The following is a 21,500-nucleotide window of genomic DNA, read 5'->3' as shown; positions in this document are numbered from 1 at the left end:
GCCCGCGATAAGCATCGCGGGCCAGGAGTTTCTGTACGCATGACATTTCACACGACCCGTAGACGACTTCTTGGCGCGGCCAGCAGTCTGGCCCTCCTTGGCTCGTTGATGGCCGGTGCCTATACATCCCAGGCCTCGCCACTCCCCCCCGGTGGCGCCATGCCATATGGCGGAACCAGCGCTGACGCAAGCGCCGCGCCTTCGCATCAACACCTGACTCGCCACTTCTGGGATGCCCTGGAACTCGAGCCGCAGGATGCGTGGACGAGTCTGCGGGCGGATTTCCAGTGGCAGGACCAGCCGGTCAATGCCCGCGTGCAGGAATGGATCGACTACTACCAGGACAGCCCCCATAACGTGGCGGAGATCACCGAGCGCGCCCGCCCCTGGCTCGCCTGGATCACCCAGCAGGTCGAATCACGTGGTCTGCCGGGCGAGATCGCGCTGATCCCCTTCGTCGAGAGCTCCTTCGATCCCAAGGCACGTAGCCACTTTGGCGCCGTCGGACTGTGGCAGATCATGCCGCGTACCGGTGACGCCCTCGGCCTCAAGCGCAATGGTGCCTGGGATGGCCGCAATGATGTCGTGGCCTCCACCCGCGCCGCCCTGGACTACATCGAGATGCAGGCGGATCAGTGGTACGAGGGCGACCTTCAGTTGTCACTCGCGGCGTACAACGCCGGCGCCGGCACCGTCAACAATGCCCGCCGTGCGGCGCAGGCTCGCGGACTCGCCGGCGACTACTGGGATCTCAACCTGCCCTCGGAGACCATGGCGTACGTGCCGAAGCTGATGGCCATCTCGCGGATCATCAATGATCCCGAGCGCTATGGCGTCAACCTTCCGGAGATCAGCGGTTCGGCGGCCTTTGCCAAGGTCTCGGTCACCGCACCGATCTCGTTGAACAAGGCAGCCGCTCTGGCCGGAGTGACCACCCACGAGCTGAGCGAACTGAACCCCGGACTCAAGTCGCGCAACGTCAACCCGCGTCACACCCGTCAGATTCTGGTGCCGGCAGAGAGCGCCGCCACCCTGCGCAATGCCTTGAGCAACCTGGGACAGATCGAAGTGGCCAGCGCCTCCGACGAGACCCATGTCGTCGAGAGCGGAGACACCTTGAACCGCATCGCCATGCTTCATTCCATCTCGCCTCGGGACCTGGCACGCTGGAATGGCATCGACAACCCGCAGGCTCTTCAACCCGGTCAGCAACTGACACTTTCCGGTCGGTAAAGCGGGCGCCACGGTGGCGCCCCTCAGGACAAGGACTCCACCGCCATGCGACAGGTGGCAATCGGCGCCTGCCTGCTGGGCGCCCTGCTGGCGACCACCAGCGAGGCCGCAGACGTTTCCAGCGTGCCCACCGTGCACGCCCTTCCGCTCTATGGTGAGCCGGCCCTGCCGGCTGACTTTCGCCACTTTCCCCATGCCAATCCTGATGCTCCGTCAGGCGGTGATCTGATTCGCGCCGCCCAGGGCAGCTTCGATTCGACCAATCCCTTTATTGTTCGTGGCACGCCAGCCTCTGGCCTTACACAGATCTACGACACCCTGCTCGAATCTAACCCGGGAGAGCCCTTCACCATGTATGGGCTCTTGGCCGAGGGTATCCGCCTGGACCCCGAACGGCGCTGGGTCGAGTTCGACCTGCGACCCGAAGCGCGCTTCCATGACGGCGAACCCGTGGACGCCCAGGACGTGGTATTCAGCTTCGAGACGCTGACCACCAAGGGGCAGCCCTTCTACCGCGCCTACTACAGCGATGTCGACAGCGTCACCGCCATCGACAGCGACACCGTGCACTTCGATCTGGGTGACAGCGAAAGCCGCGAACTGCCGCTGATCCTGGGCCAGATGCCGATCCTGCCTGAGCACTACTGGCGTGATCGCGACTTCGAGGCGGTGACCCGCGATTCGCTGCTCGGCTCCGGCCCCTACCGGATCGCCGAGGTCGATCCGGGCCGCCGCATCGTCTACGAGCGCGTCGACGACTACTGGGGTAGCGAGGTACCGGTCAACGTCGGCCGACACAATATCGGACGGCTGATCTACGACTACTATCGCGACCAGACGGTGGCACTGGAGGCCTTCAAGGCCGGCAATCTCGACTTCCGTCTCGAGAATTCCGCGAGCAACTGGGCCACGGCCTACGACTTCCCGGCGCGCGAGCAGGGCTTTGTCAGGCAGCTTCAGGTCCATGACGGCCAGCCCGCCGGCATGCAGGCCTACATCATGAACCTGCGCAAGGCCAAGTTTCAGGATCGCCGCGTGCGCGAGGCGATCACTCTTGCCTTCGACTTCCCGTGGCTGAACAGAAACCTGTTCTACGACGCCTATGCGCGCACCGACAGCTACTTCGAGAATTCCGAGATGGAAGCCACCGGCCTGCCGTCCGAAGGCGAGCTGGCGCTGCTGGAGCCCTTCCGCGACCAGCTACCGCAGAGCGTCTTCAGCGAGCCACTGCCGATGCAGCAGCCACAGGAGATGCGTCCACGCCTGAGGAAGGCCCTGGAACTCCTGCGTGAGGCCGGCTACGAGGCCCGTGACGGGGTAATGATCGACCCCGAGAATAACGAGCCCCTGCACGTCGAGATCCTGCTTTACAGCACCCAGTTCGAGCGCATCGCCCAACCGCTGCTGCGAAGGCTGGCCCGACTGGGGGTGCAGGGCAATATCCGTACCGTCGACGTCAATCAGTACCTCAATCGTCTGCGTAGCTTCGACTTCGACATGGTGGTGGGCAGCTTTCCGCAGTCCTTGAGTCCCGGCAATGAACAGCGTGAGTTCTGGGGCAGCGAGTATGCCGAACGCCCCCAGAGCCGGAATCTGATCGGCCTTCAGGATCCCGTCATCGACGCTCTGGTCGATCGCCTGATCGCCGCCGACTCGCGCCAGGCACTGGACACCGCCGCCCAGGCGCTGGACAGAGTGCTGCGCTGGGGCTTCTACGTGGTCCCGCAGTTCCATCTGGCCGCCCACCGCATCGCGGTGTGGGACAAGTTTGCCTGGCAGGAGCCCTTCCCCGAGTACACGCTGGACCTGAGCGCCTGGTGGGTAGACCCTGAACGCGAAGCGGTCATCGAGGATCGTCAGCGTAGCCGTTGATTCAACGACAGCCCAAGGGCGCCGTGCTGTGGTAAGAAGGTCAAAGATTCAGAGGGCAGGCGCACGTGTCCAGCCCGAACGGCAGGCCCGACCACGCCGGCGGCCCTGATACAGAAAATGTTTCTGGTGGTGCGAAGCGTCGTGCGAAACGACGCTTCGCCTTGGCAAACCCAATCCTCAAGGAAATGCCGTGGGTGCCTACGTACTGCGCCGTCTGCTGCTGATGATCCCCACCTTGCTGGGGATCATGCTGCTCAACTTCATCATCGTCCAGGCCGCGCCGGGCGGGCCCATCGACCAGTTGCTGGCACGTTTCGAGGGCTTTTCCAGCGAGGCCAGTACGCGCCTGCAGGGCGGTGGCGGCGAGACCATCGGTAGCGGCGAGTCTCGCGGCAGCCGCGGGATCCCCGAGCAGTTCATCACCCAGCTTGAGCAGCAGTTCGGCTTCGACAAGCCGGCCCATGAACGCTTTATCGACATGATGGTGGACTACGCCACCTTCGACTTCGGCGAGAGCTTCTTTCGCGGCGAGGCGGTCACCACCCTGATGTTCGAGCGACTTCCGGTGTCGATCTCGCTAGGTCTGTGGACCACCCTGCTGGTGTATCTGGTGTCGATCCCGTTGGGTGTACGCAAGGCCTTGAGACACGGCTCCGCCTTCGATGTCTGGACCTCCGGCCTGGTCATCGTCGGCTACGCCATTCCTGGCTTCCTGTTCGCTATCCTGCTGATCGTGCTGTTCGCCGGCGGCAGCTACTTCGACGTCTTCCCGCTGCGAGGGCTGACGTCACCGGACTTTTCCGAGCTCAGCGCCTGGGGCAAGGTCAAGGACTACCTGTGGCATATCGTGCTGCCGGTCAGCGCCTCGGCCATTGGCAGCTTCGCCACCCTGACCATGCTGACCAAGAACAGCTTTCTCGACGAGATCCACCGCCAGTACGTGCTGACCGCCCGGGCCAAGGGTGCCAGTGACAGGCGGGTGCTCTATGGCCACGTCTTCCGCAACGCCATGCTGATCATCATTGCCGGGATGCCGTCGGCGCTGATCGGGATCTTCTTCACCGGCTCGCTGCTGATCGAGGTGATCTTCTCGCTCAACGGGCTGGGCCTGCTCGGCTTCGAGGCGGTCATGCAGCGTGACTATCCGGTGATCTTCGGCACCCTCTACCTCTACACCCTGATCGGCCTGATACTCAAACTGGTATCCGACCTGACGTACGTCTGGGTGGATCCGCGCATCGACTTCGAGACACGGGAATCCTGATCGTGCCTAGCCTTTCTCCCATCACCCGCCGTCGCCTCGCCGTCTTTCGCCACCAGCGCCGTGCCTGGTGGTCACTGTGGGCCTTCGGCCTTCTGTTCGTGCTCAGCCTGGGGGCCGAACTCATCGCCAATGACAAGCCACTGCTGGTGCAGTATCAGCAGCAATGGTACTTCCCGATGCTGGTCGACTATCCGGATACCGTCTTCGACGGCTTTCTGCCGACCGCGGCGGACTATCACGATGACTTTACCCGAAACGCCATCGAGTCGGATGGCTGGATGCTGTGGGCGCCGATTCCGTTCTCTTACGACACCCTGGACGAGTATCTCGACCACCCTGCGCCGTCACCCCCGGATGGCCGCCACTGGCTGGGTACCGATGACCAGGGACGTGACGTGCTGGCGCGGGTGATCTACGGTTTTCGCCTCTCGGTGATCTTTGCTCTGGTGCTGACCGCCGGGTCGCTGGTGCTGGGGGTGCTGGCCGGTGGGGTGCAGGGCTATTTCGGCGGCAAGGTCGACCTGATCGGCCAGCGCCTGACCGAGATATGGTCGGGGTTGCCGGTGCTGTTCCTGCTGATCATCCTGGCCAGCCTGGTGGAACCCAATCTGTGGTGGCTGCTCGGGATCATGCTGCTGTTTTCCTGGCTCGGACTGGTGGATATCGTGCGTGCCGAGTTTCTGCGCGCGCGCAATCTGGAGTACGTACGGGCGGCCAAGGCCATGGGGCTGCCGTCGCATCTGATCATGTGGCGCCATGTGCTGCCCAACGCCATGGTGGCGACCCTGACCTTCATACCCTTCCTCTTCACCGGCGCCATCACCACCCTCACGGCGCTGGATTTTCTCGGTTTCGGGCTGCCGCCAGGTTCGCCTTCCCTGGGCGAGCTGGTGGCCCAGGGCAAGAACAACCTCCAGGCGCCATGGCTTGGGATTACCGCCTTCATGACCCTGGCGGTCATGCTGTCGCTGCTGGTGTTCATCGGCGAGGGGATCCGCGACGCCTTCGATCCGCGCCACGTCCAAAGCGCCAGCGGCAACACGACACCGCAAGGAAGCCCCGCGCATGAACAATGACACCCTGCTGTCGCTGGATCGGCTGTCGATCGGCTTCGGCGACACCACCGTGGTCAAGGAACTGTCGCTGGACGTCAGGCGCGGAGAGACCCTGGCGCTGGTGGGTGAGTCGGGGTCCGGCAAGTCGGTCACCGCGCTTGGCGCGCTCAACCTGCTGCCGCCCAACGCCACAATCAAAGGCGGTAGATGGCTCGGCGACACCGACCTGTCGCGGCTGACGCCGCGCAAATGGCAGGGGCTGCTCGGCAACCGCGTCGGTTTCGTGTTTCAGGAGCCGATGACCTCGCTCAATCCGCTGCACACCATCGGACGACAGCTGGCGGAGACCCTGCGCCTGCACCAGGGCCTGCGAGGCCGCGGGGCTCGCCACCGCTGCCGCGAACTGCTGGAACAGGTAAAACTGCCGCGAGCAGAGGAACTGCTCGATGCCTGGCCCCACCAGCTGTCCGGCGGGCAGCGTCAGCGGGTAATGATCGCCATGGCCATCGCCAACCAGCCTGAGCTGCTGGTGGCCGATGAACCCACCACCGCCCTGGACGTGACCGTACAGCAGGAGGTACTCGCCCTGCTGGCCGAGCTGCGTGATCAGCACGGCATGGGCATGCTGTTCATCACCCACGACCTGAATCTGGTGCGTCGACACGCCGACCGCGTGTGTGTCATGCGTCATGGCGAGCACCAGGAAACCGGGACCGTCGAGCGGGTCTTCCAATTACCCCAGAGCGCCCACGCGCGGGAGTTGCTGGACGCCGAGCCGGAAGGTGTCCCGACCCCCTGTGGCGATGCCCCGCCCCTGATCGAGGCCCGCCAGCTAAGCGTCACCTTCGAACGGCGCCGACGCCTGTTCCAGCGTCCCCAGCCCGGCTTCGAAGCGCTGGCCCCGCTGGACTTGCACATCGCCGCCGGCGAGACCCTGGGCGTGGTCGGCGAATCGGGTTCCGGCAAGACCACCCTGGCCTCCGCTCTGCTGCGCCTGAACCAGGCCAAGGGGGTCATCGACTTCGCCGGCGCCAGGCTGGATCAGCTATCGGGCAAGGCACTGCGCCAGCAGCGCAGAAATCTGCAGATCGTGTTCCAGGATCCCTACGGCTCTCTCTCTCCGCGAATGCCGGTGGCGGATATCATCAGCGAGGGACTTCGCTATCATCAGCCTGAGCTTTCCGAGCAGGAAGTCAGCGCTCGGGTCCGTGCGACCTTGCGTGAGGTGGAGCTCCCCGAACACGTCGCCCAACGCTATCCCCACGAGTTCTCCGGCGGTCAGCGCCAACGCATCGCGGTGGCCCGAGCGATCATCCTCGAGCCGCGCCTGATCGTACTCGATGAACCGACCTCGGCACTGGACAGGACAGTGCAGAAGCAACTGATCGCCCTGCTCAGGGACCTCCAGGCACGGCGCGGACTGAGCTATCTGTTCATCAGCCACGACCTGGCGGTGGTGCGCGCCATGGCCCACAGGGTGATGGTGCTGAAGGAAGGCCGTCTGATCGAACAGGGGGCCTGCATGGACGTACTTTCCCGGCCGGCCGATCCCTACACCAGGGCTCTGGTCAAGGCGGCGGGGCTTGAGCCCCAGGGTTGAAGCAAGGCTGACAGGAGGTGTCCCGACAGGGGGCGGTAGAAGGCATGGCATCTGAGCGCGGTTGCAGCCAAATGCGCTCCATGGCGGTTCATGCCGGGACTGGGGCCGTCCAGGCCTCAAACGTTTATTCTTTCGACTATGCCGTCGAATGTTGTTATTGCCACCTCGTTCTATACTGGCCGGGTTACCGTCCATAGGTCTCGCCATGTTCCGCTGCATCACGCTTCTTGTACTCGCCCTGCTCTGGCTGCCCGGCAGTCAGGTACTGGCTGGCGAGCTCGCGTTGAATGATGACTGGCAATATCGTTGGGGGGACTCGCCCCGCACTCCTGACGGAGAGCTTGAGTGGCTCACTGCCGCTGAAGGGGAATGGAAGTCCCTGGAGGGCATCGGCAATCCCCCGGGTCGTGACGGTCGCGACAGCCTCTGGCTGCGTCGGGAGTTGCCCGCCGGTGACTGGCTTCAGCCGGCGCTGTTCGTCTCAAGCCTCAACCTGGTCGCCGAAGCCTACGTCGATGGGCAACACGTCTATCGCCACGGTCAGCTCGAAGGACCGGACGCCGGGGCCTTCGCCGGCTGGACCTGGCACGCCATCGAGCTGCCCTCGCCCACCCAGGGCAAGACCCTGTACCTGCGCCTGAAGTCGTCCTACAAGGACATCGGGCTTTGGGGCAAGGTCGTGATCATGGAACAGTCACGGATACTGCCCTCGATTCTCGAGGCCACCAAGGGCGAACTAGTGATCGCGCTTGCCTGCCTGATCGTCGCAGCCCTGGCGCTCGTGTTGATCCTGACCCAGCCCGAACGCTGGCGGCTGGGTAGCCTCGGGCTCTTCTCGCTGGCGGTCGGACTCATGGTGCTGGCCGAGAGCGACGCCAGCCAACTGATCGTGTTCGCGCCCCTGGCATGGGACTATGTGGCCGCCATCGCCTATTTTTCGTTGCCGGTGGCCATGGCGCTGATCCTCGAGCACTGGTTTCCGCAGATCCCGCGACAGGGCATGCGACGTCTGTGGCTAGGCTTGCTGGCCTACGCCATCATCGCCCCGGCGCTGGCGATGCTGGACGTGGTATCGCTTCCTCCGACCTTTCCTTTGTTCGACCTGATACTGCTCGGGGCGCTGGCCTATATGGCACGCTGGCTGTTTCGCTATCGACGAGAGTTCGACAGCGACCAACGCCTGATCGTCGCGAGCTACGCCATCTTTGCTGCCATCGCCATCACCGACATGCTGGTGGCCCACGGCCTGGTGGGCTGGATCAGTGTACCGGTGCATCTTGGTGCCCTGGCCTTCATCGTCGCCATGATCGTCATCTCCACGCGCCACTATGCTCGCTCCCAACGCCAGTTGCAGCGACTCAACGATCACCTCGAGCAAGAGGTGGCCGAGCGTACCCGGCAACTGGAAAGCCTCGCAGAACAGGAGAGACAACGTGCCCTGGTGCTGGCCACCGAACACCACAAGACCCAGCGACTGGCCAGCCTGATCGACACGCTGCAGGCATGCACCAGCCTCGAGGAAGCGCTATGCCTGACCCAGCGGGCCATGCCGGAGATACTGGAACCGATGCAGGGCGCCTTCTACCGGCCTCAGGATCAGCCGGACAACATGACGCTGGAACTGTTCTGGCCCACCACCTATCGCCCCCCGGCTTGGCTGGACACCACCGCGATTCCGCCGCTTCGAACGCGCACGGAAGAAAGCCTGCCCGCCCTGGACGACCTGCTCACGATCTCCACCAGGAGGCCGCCCTCGGACCCTTCGGCACCTTCCCCTGCCGACAACCTGCCTCACTGGATCTTTCCGTTGGACTTGACCGGCCCGGATCGCCAGCACCGCCGACTGGGCGTGATCTGCGTCGTGCCCGACGGGCCACTGGTCAAGCGCCCGCAGTACTGGGATCGCACCCGCAGCTTCATCGAACTCGGCGTCAGCCGCCTGGCCCTGGTATTGTCGAGCATCGCCCTGCAGGAAGAACTATCGGCGCTATCCTATCGCGATGATCTGACCGGACTGCACAATCGTCGCTACTTCGATGAGCTTTTTGCCCACGAGACGGCTATTTCGTTGCGCAAGAAGAGCCCCTTGGCGGTGGTCATCCTGGACATCGACCACTTCAAGAAATTCAATGACCGCTATGGTCATGCGGCGGGTGACACGGTGCTTGAAGGGGTCGGCAGAATGCTGGCCAACAGCTTTCGTGACATCGACGTGGTCTGTCGCTTTGGTGGAGAGGAGTTCGTCGTGCTGCTGCCCGGCGCCGAGGCCGACGACGCTCATCATCGCATGCAGCGCATGTGCCACGCCCTGGCCAGCGCGAGCTTCCGCCACGAGGGCCAGAGCCTGGGTACGGTATCGGTATCCTGCGGCATCGCCAGCTTCCCGGCCACCAGCGACGATCCGAGCTGCCTGCTGGCGATGGCAGACAGCGCCCTATATCGGGCCAAGCACGCAGGGCGGGCTCGCATCGCACTCGCCACGCCTCACGAGAACGGCTAGCCGGCTGGGGAGCCCTGAAGCACATTAGCGACAGCGCCCGGCCCCGCGCTATCCAATCAGCGCCCGCTGCTGCGATCCAAACCAGCGCAGTCAATCCAGCGCCCGCTGCTGCAATCCAAACCAGCGCTCTCACACCAGCGCCCGGCCCCGCGCTTTTAGAACAGCTCGCGTTCCTCGGCTGTCAATTCACGCCATTGGCCGGGTTCGAGTGACGCATCCAGTGTCAAGGGGCCGATCGTGTGGCGATGCAGCGTTTCGACATGGTTGCCGATGGCGGCGAACATGCGACGGACCTGATGATAACGCCCTTCGACGATGGCGAGTTCGACCTCCCTCGGCCCGTGACAGGTCAGGGTAGCGGGACGCGTCGGGGTCTCCTCGCCCTCCAGCATGATGCCCTCGGCAAAACGCGCGACGGCCTCGTCAGGGTCGTCCAGGTCCCGTGCCAGCAGTGCCTGGTATATCTTGGCGCTGCGATGACGAGGCGAGGTGATGCGGTGGGACCACTGGCCATCGTCGCTCAACAACAGCAAGCCAGTGGTGTCGACGTCCAGCCGCCCTACCGGCTGCAGACGCTCGGCCTTGGGCAGATCGATCAGGTCAACCGCCCGCGGATAGAGTCCCCGTCTGGCCGTGCACTCCACCCCGACGGGCTTGTGCAGCATGATGTAACGAAGTCCAACCAGCTCAAGAAGTCGTCCCTCCCAGCGCACCTCGTCATCACTCGCCACATGTCGCGCAGCCTTCTTTTCAAGCTCGCCGTTGACCGTTACCTCCCCGCGCACCAGGGCCCGCTTGGCCAGGCTGCGCGTCAGGTCGGTGGTCTCGCTGAGAAAGCGGTCCAGGCGCATCAGTTGGCCTCGTCATCGGCGAGTTGAAAGGCGTCGGCATCCTGCCATGCCGGGAACTTCTCCCGGAATGCCGCCAATTCGTCGCGGTCGAGCACACCGGTCTTGATAAAGGGCTCATCACGCGCCTCGTCGATCAGCGCCTCACCCTTGGCATCGATCAACATGGAGTCACCCGAGTAGGCGAGGCCCTTGGCGTCCTCACCGACGCGGTTGACACCGATCACCGGGGCCAGGTTCTCGATGGCACGCGCCTGCAGCAGCGTGCGCCAGGGGTGGCGCCTCGGCGCCGGCCAGTTGGCAACACATAGAAGGGCGTCATATTCGAAGTGGGTCGATGGGTTCTGGCGTTGACGCAGCCATACCGGAAAGCGCAGGTCGTAGCAGACGCTCAGCAGGATGCGGAAGCCATTGAGCTCGACGATCACGCGCTCACGCCCCATGTCGTAACGTTCATGCTCGCCTGCCATGCGGAAGAGATGGCGCTTGTCATACCAGCTGATGTCGCCGTCCGGTCGCGCCCAGACCAGGCGGTTGAAGTACTCGCCCTGCTCCTCGATGGCAACGCTGCCGGTGACCACGCAGCCTCGTTGGCGAGCCTGATCCACAAGCCATGCCACCACGCTGCTGTCCGCCATGGGCTGGGCCATCTCGCGTGAGTTCATGGTGAACCCGGTGGCGAACATTTCCGGCAGCACGATCAGGTCGGTATCGTTGGCGCCCAGGTCCGCCAGGCTGTCCTCCAGCATCCGGCAGTTGGACTCGGGATCTTCCCAGTGAAGGTTGCACTGGACAAGCGTCGTACGCAGCTGTGTCATGGTAGTCTCATCAATTGACGTCGTCCCCCTAGCCTAAACGACACAGCGCCTTGTCGCAGCAGGTGGCGACGGTCGAATGCCCCAGGCCCCGGAAAACCCACCGTCATCCGGCCTGACGCGACGCGGCGATCAGCTCAACCTTCGCTACCAACATCGATACCAACGTCGACACCAACTTCGGCACCAACTCTGAACGGGAATTCGCGGCATGAAAGGACTCTCCACACCCTCGGCCCAGGGCGTCGCCTTTGCGCTGCTGGCTTATGGCACCTGGGGTGGATTCCCCCTTTTCTTCGCATTGTTCGACGGCGTGGGTGCACTCGAGATACTCGCCCATCGCGTCATCTGGTCATGCCTGTTTCTGGCACTGGTCATCAGTCTGCTCAAGCGCTGGTCGGTCATCGCCAACATTCGCCAGGCACCTCGGCAACTGCTGCCGGCGCTCGCCTGCGCTCTGCTCATCGGTGCCAACTGGGGCCTTTATATCTACTCGGTAGAGAGTCACCGGGTGCTGCAGGCGAGCCTGGGCTATTTCATGACACCGCTGGTCAACGTGGCGCTGGGCGTGGTGGTGCTCAAGGAACGCGTCGCGCCGACGCAGCGCCTGGCGATTGGCCTTGCCCTAGGTGCCATCGTGCTGCAGCTATTCCAGTTGGGCACCTTGCCCTGGCTGAGCCTGTGCCTGGCGGTGTCTTTCGGCACTTACGGACTGCTGCGCAAGCAGCTTGCGCTGGACGGGCTGTCGGGCCTGTTCATCGAAACGCTGCTGCTCCTTCCACTGGCGCTGCTGCTGATACAACAGCTTCCGGTCAGCCACTTCGACGGGGCGCTATTCTTCACCGCTCCCTACAGCGCCGCGCTGCTGATGGCCTCCGGGGTGCTGACCGCCCTACCGCTGCTGGCCTTTGCCGGCGCTGCGCGCCGGCTGACCCTCGGTACTCTGGGGTTTCTGATGTACATCAACCCGACGCTGCAGTTTCTGATTGCGTTGTGGGTGTTCAACGAGCCCCTGGCGGTCGAGCAGCTTACTACCTTCGTGCTGATCTGGATCGCGCTGGCGCTCTACTCCTGGTCGAGCCTGCGTCAGCAGCGCCGAGTGCCCACCTGACGCAATACCGTCGTCGGTATGGGGCCCGCTGGCTTCTCGCCATAGACCGCGACCAGATCCTCCAGCTCCATCGGTGGCGCGAAGAAGTAGCCCTGCCCTTCCTGGACCCCCAGGGTGATCAGCCAACTTGCGTCCTCGACGGTCTCGACGCCTTCCGCCACCACCGTCAGTTCCATGCGATGGCAGAGTCCCACCAGCGCCGCATAAGCCTGTCGCGCCTGATCGAAACGCCGCGCGGCGTGAAGTAATGAATAATCCAGCTTGATCGCCGCCAGGGGCAGGCGCTGAAGCAGGTTGAAGGCCGTGTAGCCGCTACCGAAGTCGTCCAGGGCGACGCCAATACCGCGTTCGTGGAGCCGCCTCATCTGTCGCTGAACCCGCTCGACGTCATCGACATGCTCGTGCTCCACCAGTTCGAGTGCCAGGCAGCGTGGAGGCAGCCGACGTCGCGCCAGTTCAGTCACCATGAAATCGGGGAAGTCATCGGCCACGAGCGTCGAAAGGTGGACATTGACCGAGACGGTACCGAGCCAGGCCGCGCCTCGCAGTTCCATCAGCCAGTCGAGGGTGCGGCCGATCACCCAACGGTCGAAACGCTCCGCCAGGCCGAGCATCAGAATGACCGGAAGAAACTCCGGTGGCGGAATATTGCCCGCGTCGGGATGACACCAGCGGATCAACACCTCGGCACCGACCAGGGTTCTGCTCGAGGGCGCCATCTTGGGTTGGGCCACCAGACGCCATTGATTGCCGGGATTCTCGATCAGCAGACTGACCTGCCGGCACAGCCAACGCAGCTGAGTCTCGTGATAGGGACCCGCCGCGGTCACCCTGAGCACCGGACGTACCCAGCCTTCGCTTTCCAGCCGCTGCACCCCCTCTTCCAGCGAAGCCAGACAGTTGGTCAAGTCGGTGGAATGGCCGGGCACCACCACCACACTGGCATGCCAGCGCAGGACCCGTGCGCTGTCGCGTTGCTGAAACTGCCCCACCAGGGCCAGGTAGCTATCGAGCTGGGATTCCACATCGGGTCCGTGGGCCTGGGCAGGGACCATGCCGATCAGCTGCTCTTCGCCCCCCAGATACAGCCGCCAGCCCTTGGGGAGGTGCGCCTTGAAGACATCGATACTGATCCGTAGAAGACCCTCCAGGCTGCCGCTGCCAAAGCGCCTGCGATAGCTCCTGAGTTCGGGTGAGACCAGCACAAACAGCCACTCCACCTCCTCGCATCGACTGCCTCGATAGTCGCTTACCAACGCCAGCCTGGTAGGCAGACCAAAGCGCTGATCGACCATCAACTTGCGACGAAGACGTCGCGACCTGTTGCGCGCCACCAGCAAGGCCCCCACGCCCAGCAGCGAGCCAACCGCCACCACCGACACCCCGTACAACGCCTGACGATACTCCCGCGCGACCTGCTCCAGCCGCCCGCGAACGCCGATCCACTGGAACGGGAGGTTGTCATGGCCCTCGAACAGACGGTACCAGCGGGCATCGATCAGGTGACGCTGGGCCATCACCGAGGAACTGGCCGGTACCAGGTCAAAGGCTGGCGTCAGCGCCAGTTCCACGGCGGCGTGGGCAAGGAAGTCGACATCGAGAATCGCCCCGCCGGCACAGCCTATCGCCATCTGGAATTCGAAATGGCAGAACACCGGATAGCCCTGGGCGGCCAGCGCTTCCAGTCGATGGGCGGTACTTCCCGCCCCTTCGGACCAACCGGAGTCCTGCCCCCCTTGCATGTACAGTCGAGTACCCGGCGGGCTTCGGGACAATCGCTCGATCACCTCTTCCGGGGTCCAGCCAGTGACCACATCGACCAGGGTCACATCGGCGACACTGCCGATCACCTCCACCATGTCATCGACGACATTGAAGGCGTGTTCGGAGTCTTCGGCCAGCAGCATCAAAGGCACCGGTGAGCCAAAGGTTTCCACCAGCATATTGAGCGACTGCGCCATGACCGGGTAGGACTTGAGCAGTTTCACTCCAAGCGCCTGGGCCTGTTCCCTGAAGCGGTCATCATTGAGTCCCAGTGCCACCACCTTGCGCGGCCAGGGGAGCTCGTCACGATACTCCAGATAGAAGGCCATGGCGGGGTCATCGGCAATGATCAGACTGCCGCTTTCATTCAAGGTGCTGGCGGTCAATCGCTGGAGCAGGGCCTCATGGGCCAGCGGCCGCGCCAGTCGCAGCGCATCGACATACTCCACCAGCAGTTGTCGGTCTGCGCTGGCTTCGTGACGAAAACGCGCCTCGACACTGCTGACCACATCGTCATTCCACCGGTACCCCTGGTGGTAAGAGGTCAACAGTGTCAGTGAAGCACCCTGCGACTCGTCCAGTTCATCACCCGATAGCATCGCAGAAGCGACCATGGCCACCAGGCCAAGGGTGGTCGGCACAAGTCTCCTGAGTCTCACCAGTAGCAGTGACCTCAACCACGGGAGAGGGCACGGCCCGAGCAGGATGTGCATGAGTAAGGCTCCCACGGGAGCGTCTGCTGGCGACGTTCGATCAAGTGCTGTCTCGCCCCGTAGATGAAGCCTAGAAGCCACCGATGCTCCGCTCGCGCTCCCTTTGGAGGTAGCGATGGACTGAAGATGGGGTTAGGTCCAGCGCGCACCGTCTTTGACCTCGCGCATGTCAGCCGGGATGATCGCTACTCGCTTTCAGGATGACGGCCGCCCATGTCCTCGACCACCGCGCGATCCCGCCCCACCGCTATCGGCAGCAAGCCACGGCTGCTGCTGATCGGGGCAGGCCACGCCCATCTGCATCTGCTGCACCAGAGCTCCTTGCTGTCGCGCTTCGATGTCACCCTGGTCGACCCCGGCGCCTTCTGGTACTCGGGCCTGGCCAGCGGCGTGCTGGCCGGCGACCATTCCCCTGCGACCGACAGGATCGATCCAGCGGCGATCTGTCATGGGCGAGGGGTTGCGCTGGTCAGGGCGCGTCTTTGTGCGCTGAACACCGACATGCGCCAGGCGCTGCTGTCCAACGGGACCTCTCTGGCGTTTGATCGACTGGGGCTGAATCTGGGCTCTGCTCCTGCGTTGCGTTCGAGCGATGATGAAGCCAGCGGCGATAGCGCAGCCTCGCTACCAGGCGACAAGCAGACACACTGGCAGATCAAGCCCATCCCCCACCTGGTGCGGCTGCGGCGCAGCCTCGAGCGTCGGTTTCAGTGCCGACAGTCGGTGAGTGTCGAGATTCTCGGTGCCGGCGCCAGCGGGGTCGAGATCGCCTGCGCCATCGAAGCACTCGGCCGCCGCCACCAGCTCGCCGCTGGTGCTCTGACCATTCGCCTGCGACATCGCGGCTCTGGCCCCTTGCCAGAAGCGCCCGCGCGAGCCCGACGCTACCTGTTGGCAGCCCTGGAGCGTCGCGGAATCCTTGTCGTCGACAGCCTCCATGACCGACATCTGCCGGCGTCCGACATCATCGACGCCACTGGGCTGGGTCCTCCGCGAGGACTCGAGAGGTTCGGCCTGCCGACGATCGATGGTCGCGGCATAGCCATCGACCCGTCGCTTGAGGTCCAGGGGACCGACGGCGTCTTTGCCAGCGGAGACTGTGCTGCACTGATCGACCATCCCTTGCCACGGCTGGGCGTCCACGGGGTTCGTCAGGGCCCCGTACTGGCTCGCAACCTGATCGCATCGCTGGACCCGCAGGCGTCACTGACCTCTTACCGCCCGCCTGCGCGGGCCTTGTCCATCGTCAATCTCGGCCACGGCGAAGCTTTAGCGCTCTACGGAAACGCCTGGTGGGGCGGACGACTGGCCAGCCGTCTGAAACGTCATCTGGACCTGAATTTCATGCAGCGTACCAGGCGTCTGCGCTGACAAGACTCTACTCGCTCACCGCTTTCGGCTAGGCTAGAGGTTTCTCGGCAAGCGCCTGCGCCAGGCCCCCAATACCCTGACTAGGACGTCGGCATTTCCATGATCAAGCGTTACCTTCCGATTCTTGCCTGGTTGCCACACTATACGCCGCGTCTGCTGGGGGGCGATCTGCTGGCGGGTATCATCGTCACCGTCATGGTGATCCCCCAGTCGCTGGCCTACGCCATTCTGGCGGGTCTGCCTGCCGTGGTCGGACTCTATGCCAGTCTGCTACCGGCGGTGGTCTACGCCATGCTGGGCACCAGCCGGTCGCTGGCGGTGGGCCCGGTGGCGATCATCGCTCTGATGACTGGCGCCGCTCTGACCAAGGTGGCCACTCCCGGTAGCGCCGCGTACGTCGAGGCGGCGCTGGTGCTGGCACTGCTGTCGGGACTGATGCTGACCGCCATGGGCATGCTGCGCCTGGGCTTTTTCGCCAACTTTCTCAGCCACCCGGTCATCGGTGGCTTTCTCTCGGCCTCGGGACTGCTGATCGCCATCAGTCAGCTATCTCACCTGCTGGGCATCGAGGCCGGTGGCTATACCGCCCTGGCACTGATCTACAGCCAGCTATCCCACCTCGACCAGACTAACCTGATGACCCTGGCGATGGGCGCCTCGACCCTGCTTTTCCTGTGGGCGACCCGCCGCTATGGGCAACACGCTCTGACGGCACTGGGCCTGCCCAGGGGGCCTGCCAGCATGCTGGTACGCGCAGGTCCCGTGGCGGCGGTGGTCATCACCACGCTGATCAGCTGGCGATGGGATCTTGCCTCCAGGGGGGTTGCGACCGTGGGGCAGATCCCCGCCGGCCTGCCAGCCTTCGGTCTGCCGACATTCGAGCTGGGCCTGTGGCACGCGCTGCTGGTGCCGGCGCTATTGATCAGTGTGGTGGGCTTTGTCGAGTCCATCTCGATGGCCCAGATGCTGGCCGCAAAGCGCCGCGAGCGCGTCTCCCCCAATCAGGAGTTGATCGGACTCGGCGGCGCCAACCTGGCCGCTGCTGTCACCGCCGGCATGCCAGTCACCGGCGGACTGTCGCGCACCGTGATCAATCAGCAGTCTGGTGCACGCACCCCCATGGCCGGTCTGTTTGCCGCCATCGGTATCGGTGTGGTGACCCTGGCGCTCACTCCCCTGCTGGAACATCTTCCGATCGCCACCCTCGCCGCCACCATCACCGTGGCCATACTGACGCTGGTGGATATCCCGCTGATTCGCCAGACCTGGCGCTACTCCCGCAGCGACTTCTCGGCCCTGGCGGTGACCATGCTGCTGACGCTGGTGGAGGGCGTCGAAGCCGGCATCATCGCCGGGGTAGGTCTCTCGATTGCGCTTTTCCTGTACCGTACCAGTCGCCCCCACAGCGCCATCGTCGGTCGCATCCCTGGCAGTGAGCACTTCCGCTCGATCACCCGGCATCAGGTCGAGACCGTCAGCCATCTCGCCCTGTTCCGGGTCGACGAAAGCCTCTATTTCGCCAACGCCCGCTATCTCGAAGACACCCTCTATACACTGGTGGCCCAGCGCCCCGAGCTGAGCGACGTGGTACTTATCTGCTCTGCAGTGAATCTGATCGACGCCTCGGCGCTGGAAAGCCTGGACGCGATCAATGCCCGTCTGAAGGACTCTCGCGTCACCCTACACCTGGCCGAGGTCAAGGGGCCGGTGATGGACCGGCTGAAGCATTCCGACTTTCTCGATGAATTGACCGGCCGCGTGTTCCTGAGTACCTATGCCGCCTGGACGGAGCTTCGACGCACCCGGGACTGATCCACCAGACTCGCCTCGCCGGACGATGCCCGGTAGCTGCCCGGTATCTGCCCGGTAGCTGCCCGGTAGCTGCCCGGTAGCTGCCCGACAACCACCAGGCGAGGCTGGAGCCGTGTCGATCTTGCGGGTCAAAGGGCCCGCCTCGAGCCATCGTTGCCGCAGATAGAAAAGCCGGACCTGCTGCCATCGACACAACTGGGTGCCGACCGATGCCTTAGGAGAATATCGACATTGTCGGCATTGCGGTAAGATGGCCCGGTGATACATGGACGGGCCACGAGATGGAAGACTCACCCAAGCAGAACCTCGCCATCAGCGCTTACCGCTGGCTCAAGCAGGACATCATTCGTGGCGTCTTCGCCCCGGGCGAAAAGCTGTTGATGGCAAGGCTGAAAGAACGCTACGACCTGGGCGTGGGGCCGCTGCGCGAAGCCCTGTCCCAGCTGGTTGCCGACCGTCTGGTGGTTGCCATCAGTCAACGCGGTTATCGGGTGGCCCCCATGTCGCTGGCGGAGCTCGAGGATCTGTACGATGCCCGCGCCCAGCTCGAGGGGCTGATGCTGGAGTTGGCCATCCAACGCGGTGACGATCGCTGGGAAGCCGATATCATCGCTACCGCGCACACCCTGGCCAAGGTCGAAAGTGTCAGCTCCTCCGAGGAGCTGCTCGATATCTGGGACAGTCGCCACAAGGCCTACCACAGTGCCATCGTGGCCGGTTGCAACTCGCCTCACCTGATGCAGGTGCGCGACACCCTGTTCGACCAGGTCGAGCGCTACCGCCACCTGTGGCTTCGCGAGACGGTGTTTTCCAGCGAGGCCCTGGCGGTCAAGCGTGACGAACATGCGGCACTGACCGAGGCGGTATTGAGTCGGGACGCCGGCAAGGCCCGGCGCATGATGCGTGACCATCTGATGACGCCGGTACCGATCATCACCGAAGTGATGGCCCGGCGCGGCCTGGATTGAGTCACCATGACGGCGCTTACGCTTGAGCAAGGCAGTTGGCCTGCGCTCACCTGCGCTCAAAGAAGGGCCACACTCCCGCCTCGGCGCGCAGTGAGCTACTCCCCAAGGGAGAGCGACAGCGCCAGACGGATAGCTGCACACTTGGAAGTGCACCGTGCCTGGTCCTGAACCTCGATGGGCGCGGGCACCGTCTAGACAGGGCCCGGGATTGTCACCGGACTGTCACCCGTAACACCTAGACTTTTCATAAATCTGATAGCCGTACGCGTTGCCACCGGAGGAATACCATGCCCCATCTACTCAGATTCTCGCGGGACCTGGAGGCACGCCTGGATTTCCTGGCCGAAAAGACCGGCCTGTCGAAGGCTGCACTGATCGAACGTCTGGTCAGCGAAGGCGCCGAAATCCTCGAAGCCGAGCTGGCCCACGAGGGCGCCGGCAGCCAGCGTGCGGAGCGCTCCATCGATCAACTTCTGCGCGAAAGCGGGCTCGGCGCCTGACGACTCGCCTGAAAAGTGCCTGCGCTCGGTAATACGGCGTTAAAAATCGGCTTTAAGTGCTCATTTACACCCCGTAAACTGCGCTTTCTCACCGATTTTTGCCTTGTCTAACCTTCGCTCGTCAACTTTTCGGACAAAGGCTAGCGCTGCGCCTGGTGCAGACCTTCTCGCAGCGCTTCTGACTCCCCCCCGGCCGGCTGCTCGGACATCGCTCTTGCCAGCGCCGCTCTGGGGTCGCGAGGATAGTAGCGTTCCGGCTGACGTGCCACGTGGGGAAAGAACCGCGTGTCCTTGTAAGGCATCTTCATGAAGCCTGAGATACCCAGTCCCTCGATCAGCTTCACCGCATCGACGATGTCCTCGAGACAGTCATGGAATTCCTGCTCCCTTGAAGGGTCGAGCAGCCGATAGTGGTGGTGAATCTTGAGATGCGACGGCAGCACCTCGAAGATGATCATGCCGGTGTGGTGGATATCATTGAGCGCCTGCAACGAGGTGATGATCGCCTCCGGCAGGACCAGCAATTCCTCAGGGTCGGGACCGTCCTCGAAATAGCTGTGCAGACGGGAGCGATCCTCCAGTTCCGGCACCGCGCTGACCTCATAGGACAGTTTCAGCGACGGATCGACCACGAAGGGGTGATCCGGACTGGTCCGTTCCAGGTGCAGGGTATCGCGGGCATTGAACAGGCAGCTCTTGAAGATGCCCCGCCGATGGATCGCCCGCGCCAGGGTCACCATGTTGTTGACCGCCGCCACGAAGGCTCGCTTGAGCCCTGCGTCGTGCAGATTCAATGACGAGTCGATATAGACGCCATCGGCCTCCCAGCGCACCGCCAGTCCTCCGACCACCGGGTACTTGCCCAGCCGGCTGACGGCGGCCAGAAAGGCTTTTTCGGTCTCCCCCATGCCCTGCATGAAGTTGCGATAGTAGCGATCGAGCTGAACATCGTTGACGTCATTGAGCGTCTCCTCCACGCCCTCTTCCCTCAGAAATGCCTTGCGCGAGCTGTACACCACGGTATCGATCTCGCGACTCAGCGCGCGGCTCCACACCGGCACCTGTGCCACTTCCTGGGGCCGCGGCAGATCGAGCATCACCAACCGTCCCAGGCGCGGCATTTCGGTAATGAAGTGGTCGCCGGCCCTCAACCGCACCTCGGGGTCGGGATCGAGCATCCCGTCCAGGGTCCTGGCAAACTCCATCGGCAGACCCAGCGAGGTGGCGGGAATGGCGCGATGTCCAAAACGGCAGGACTGCGCCGAGGCCAGCGCGTAGAGGGTCCCGGCGACACCCTGCTCGTCGAAGCGCGGTGATGACAGCGCGCCCCCAAGCTGGTCCTCGCCGATGAAATAGACGTCCCCGAGCCTGGCGTTGGTCTGCTGCAGATTGTCGGACATCAGCTCCATCACGTTGGCGGTGACGAACTGCAGCCGTGCGTCGAGCTGTGCAAATACCGACGACCCCCAGTCGATCAGCGCCACCGTTTCGTCGCGGGCGTCAAACACCAGATTCGACGGTTTGATGTCGCCATGGACCACCGGCTTTCTCGGGGCGCCGGCGGGGGTGGTTTCACGCCTCAGCTCACGCAGGATATCCGCCAGTTGGGTGGCGATACGCACCACCAGCCGTGGTGACAGCCGACCCTGACGCAGCGATACCTCCTCCAGATTGAGCCCCGGAGCCCGCTCCATCACCAGAATCGCCTGGTGGCGCACCCGTTGATAGGCGACCAGCGCCGGCACACGGGGATGCACCACCTGCTCGAGCATGAAGGCCTCTTCCTCGAGGCGATCCTGCAGGTGCTGCGGCAACGTGACCCGGCTGAACTTGAAGACGTGATGGCGCTGGTCGGGACTGACCCCGGCAAACACGAAACCGTAGGCGCCCTTGCCGACCAGCTCGATGCGCCGATAGCCCAGCTGCTCGAGCTGGGTACGACACAGCGCGACCCACTCCTTGAGCTTGCGCGCGTCGTCCTGGCTGAGCAGGTAGATCGACTGATCTTCCGGGATGTAGAACTGCTGCAACGGGGCCTGGGGCATGGCGGTATCCTCCACCGATACACGATGCC

15 protein-coding genes are annotated in these 21,500 nt (G+C 63.7%); 11 read left to right on the top strand and 4 right to left on the bottom strand.

Annotation, left to right across the window (positions count from 1 at the left end):
* The first annotated feature begins 39 nt into the window (after positions 1 to 39).
* The 6 genes from NFI08_RS17220 to NFI08_RS17195 all read left to right on the top strand — a co-directional run bounded on the left by NFI08_RS17220 (position 40) and on the right by NFI08_RS17195 (position 9,524).
* Positions 40 to 1,233: a transglycosylase SLT domain-containing protein gene (locus NFI08_RS17220; RefSeq protein ID WP_045993723.1), complete on the top strand. Its 1,194-nt coding sequence runs from the start codon at positions 40 to 42 to the stop codon at positions 1,231 to 1,233.
* A gap of 45 nt (positions 1,234 to 1,278) precedes the next feature.
* Positions 1,279 to 3,105 carry an extracellular solute-binding protein gene (locus NFI08_RS17215; protein ID WP_349590980.1) on the top strand — a complete coding sequence of 609 codons (1,827 nt, stop codon included), beginning with the start codon at positions 1,279 to 1,281 and terminating at the stop codon, positions 3,103 to 3,105.
* Between the two features lie 190 nt (positions 3,106 to 3,295).
* On the top strand, positions 3,296 to 4,369 hold the full coding sequence (locus NFI08_RS17210) for a microcin C ABC transporter permease YejB (RefSeq protein WP_349590977.1): 1,074 nt from the start codon (positions 3,296 to 3,298) through the stop codon (positions 4,367 to 4,369).
* A 2-nt stretch (positions 4,370 to 4,371) separates the two neighbouring features.
* Positions 4,372 to 5,445 (top strand): ABC transporter permease, encoded by a 1,074-nt coding sequence (locus NFI08_RS17205; RefSeq protein WP_231498690.1) that lies wholly within the window; start codon positions 4,372 to 4,374, stop codon positions 5,443 to 5,445.
* Complete coding sequence (locus NFI08_RS17200) at positions 5,435 to 7,024, top strand: ABC transporter ATP-binding protein (protein ID WP_349590973.1); 1,590 nt, start codon at positions 5,435 to 5,437, stop codon at positions 7,022 to 7,024. The genes NFI08_RS17205 and NFI08_RS17200 overlap by 11 nt, the downstream gene beginning before the upstream one ends.
* A 205-nt stretch (positions 7,025 to 7,229) precedes the next feature.
* Positions 7,230 to 9,524: a sensor domain-containing diguanylate cyclase gene (locus NFI08_RS17195; RefSeq protein WP_222516775.1), complete on the top strand. Its 2,295-nt coding sequence runs from the start codon at positions 7,230 to 7,232 to the stop codon at positions 9,522 to 9,524.
* A gap of 155 nt (positions 9,525 to 9,679) precedes the next feature.
* Here the strand turns inward: NFI08_RS17195 and NFI08_RS17190 are convergent, their stop codons facing one another.
* Positions 9,680 to 10,375 (bottom strand): pseudouridine synthase, encoded by a 696-nt coding sequence (locus tag NFI08_RS17190; protein WP_045993727.1) that lies wholly within the window; start codon positions 10,373 to 10,375, stop codon positions 9,680 to 9,682.
* Entirely contained in the window at positions 10,375 to 11,190 is an 816-nt protein-coding gene (locus NFI08_RS17185; RefSeq protein ID WP_045993728.1) for an amidohydrolase, read from the bottom strand. The genes NFI08_RS17190 and NFI08_RS17185 overlap by 1 nt, the downstream gene beginning before the upstream one ends.
* A 208-nt stretch (positions 11,191 to 11,398) precedes the next feature.
* Here NFI08_RS17185 and rarD point away from each other — a divergent pair, with 208 nt between their 5' ends.
* Positions 11,399 to 12,298 carry an EamA family transporter RarD gene (gene rarD, locus NFI08_RS17180; RefSeq protein WP_349590969.1) on the top strand — a complete coding sequence of 300 codons (900 nt, stop codon included), beginning with the start codon at positions 11,399 to 11,401 and terminating at the stop codon, positions 12,296 to 12,298.
* Here the strand turns inward: rarD and NFI08_RS17175 are convergent.
* The gene (locus tag NFI08_RS17175) at positions 12,274 to 14,703 is read right to left on the bottom strand and encodes an EAL domain-containing protein (protein WP_349590966.1); all 2,430 of its coding nucleotides are present in this window, start codon (positions 14,701 to 14,703) and stop codon (positions 12,274 to 12,276) included. The two genes, rarD and NFI08_RS17175, sit on opposite strands and share 25 nt — an antisense overlap.
* Positions 14,704 to 14,988: 285 nt before the next feature.
* On the opposite strand from NFI08_RS17175, the gene NFI08_RS17170 reads away from it, so the two are divergent.
* The 4 genes from NFI08_RS17170 (at position 14,989) to NFI08_RS17155 (ending at position 19,426) form a co-directional block, all read left to right on the top strand.
* Positions 14,989 to 16,146 carry an NAD(P)/FAD-dependent oxidoreductase gene (locus tag NFI08_RS17170; RefSeq protein ID WP_349590963.1) on the top strand — a complete coding sequence of 386 codons (1,158 nt, stop codon included), beginning with the start codon at positions 14,989 to 14,991 and terminating at the stop codon, positions 16,144 to 16,146.
* Positions 16,147 to 16,245: 99 nt separating this feature from the next.
* Positions 16,246 to 17,958, top strand: a complete 1,713-nt coding sequence (locus tag NFI08_RS17165; protein ID WP_045993732.1) for a SulP family inorganic anion transporter — start codon at positions 16,246 to 16,248, stop codon at positions 17,956 to 17,958.
* Between the two features lie 281 nt (positions 17,959 to 18,239).
* Complete coding sequence (gene csiR / locus NFI08_RS17160; protein ID WP_108449393.1) at positions 18,240 to 18,926, top strand: DNA-binding transcriptional regulator CsiR; 687 nt, start codon at positions 18,240 to 18,242, stop codon at positions 18,924 to 18,926.
* A 287-nt stretch (positions 18,927 to 19,213) separates the two neighbouring features.
* Positions 19,214 to 19,426, top strand: a complete 213-nt coding sequence (locus NFI08_RS17155; RefSeq protein ID WP_108449394.1) for a YlcI/YnfO family protein — start codon at positions 19,214 to 19,216, stop codon at positions 19,424 to 19,426.
* A 140-nt stretch (positions 19,427 to 19,566) separates the two neighbouring features.
* Here NFI08_RS17155 and NFI08_RS17150 read toward each other — a convergent pair whose 3' ends face one another.
* Positions 19,567 to 21,471 (bottom strand): protein kinase domain-containing protein, encoded by a 1,905-nt coding sequence (locus NFI08_RS17150; protein ID WP_045993735.1) that lies wholly within the window; start codon positions 21,469 to 21,471, stop codon positions 19,567 to 19,569.
* Positions 21,472 to 21,500 lie beyond the last annotated feature (29 nt).

The organism is Halomonas sp. EF61, from assembly GCF_040147045.1.
Classification (GTDB): domain Bacteria; phylum Pseudomonadota; class Gammaproteobacteria; order Pseudomonadales; family Halomonadaceae; genus Halomonas; species Halomonas litopenaei.
This window is presented reverse-complemented; position numbering and strand designations above follow the sequence as displayed.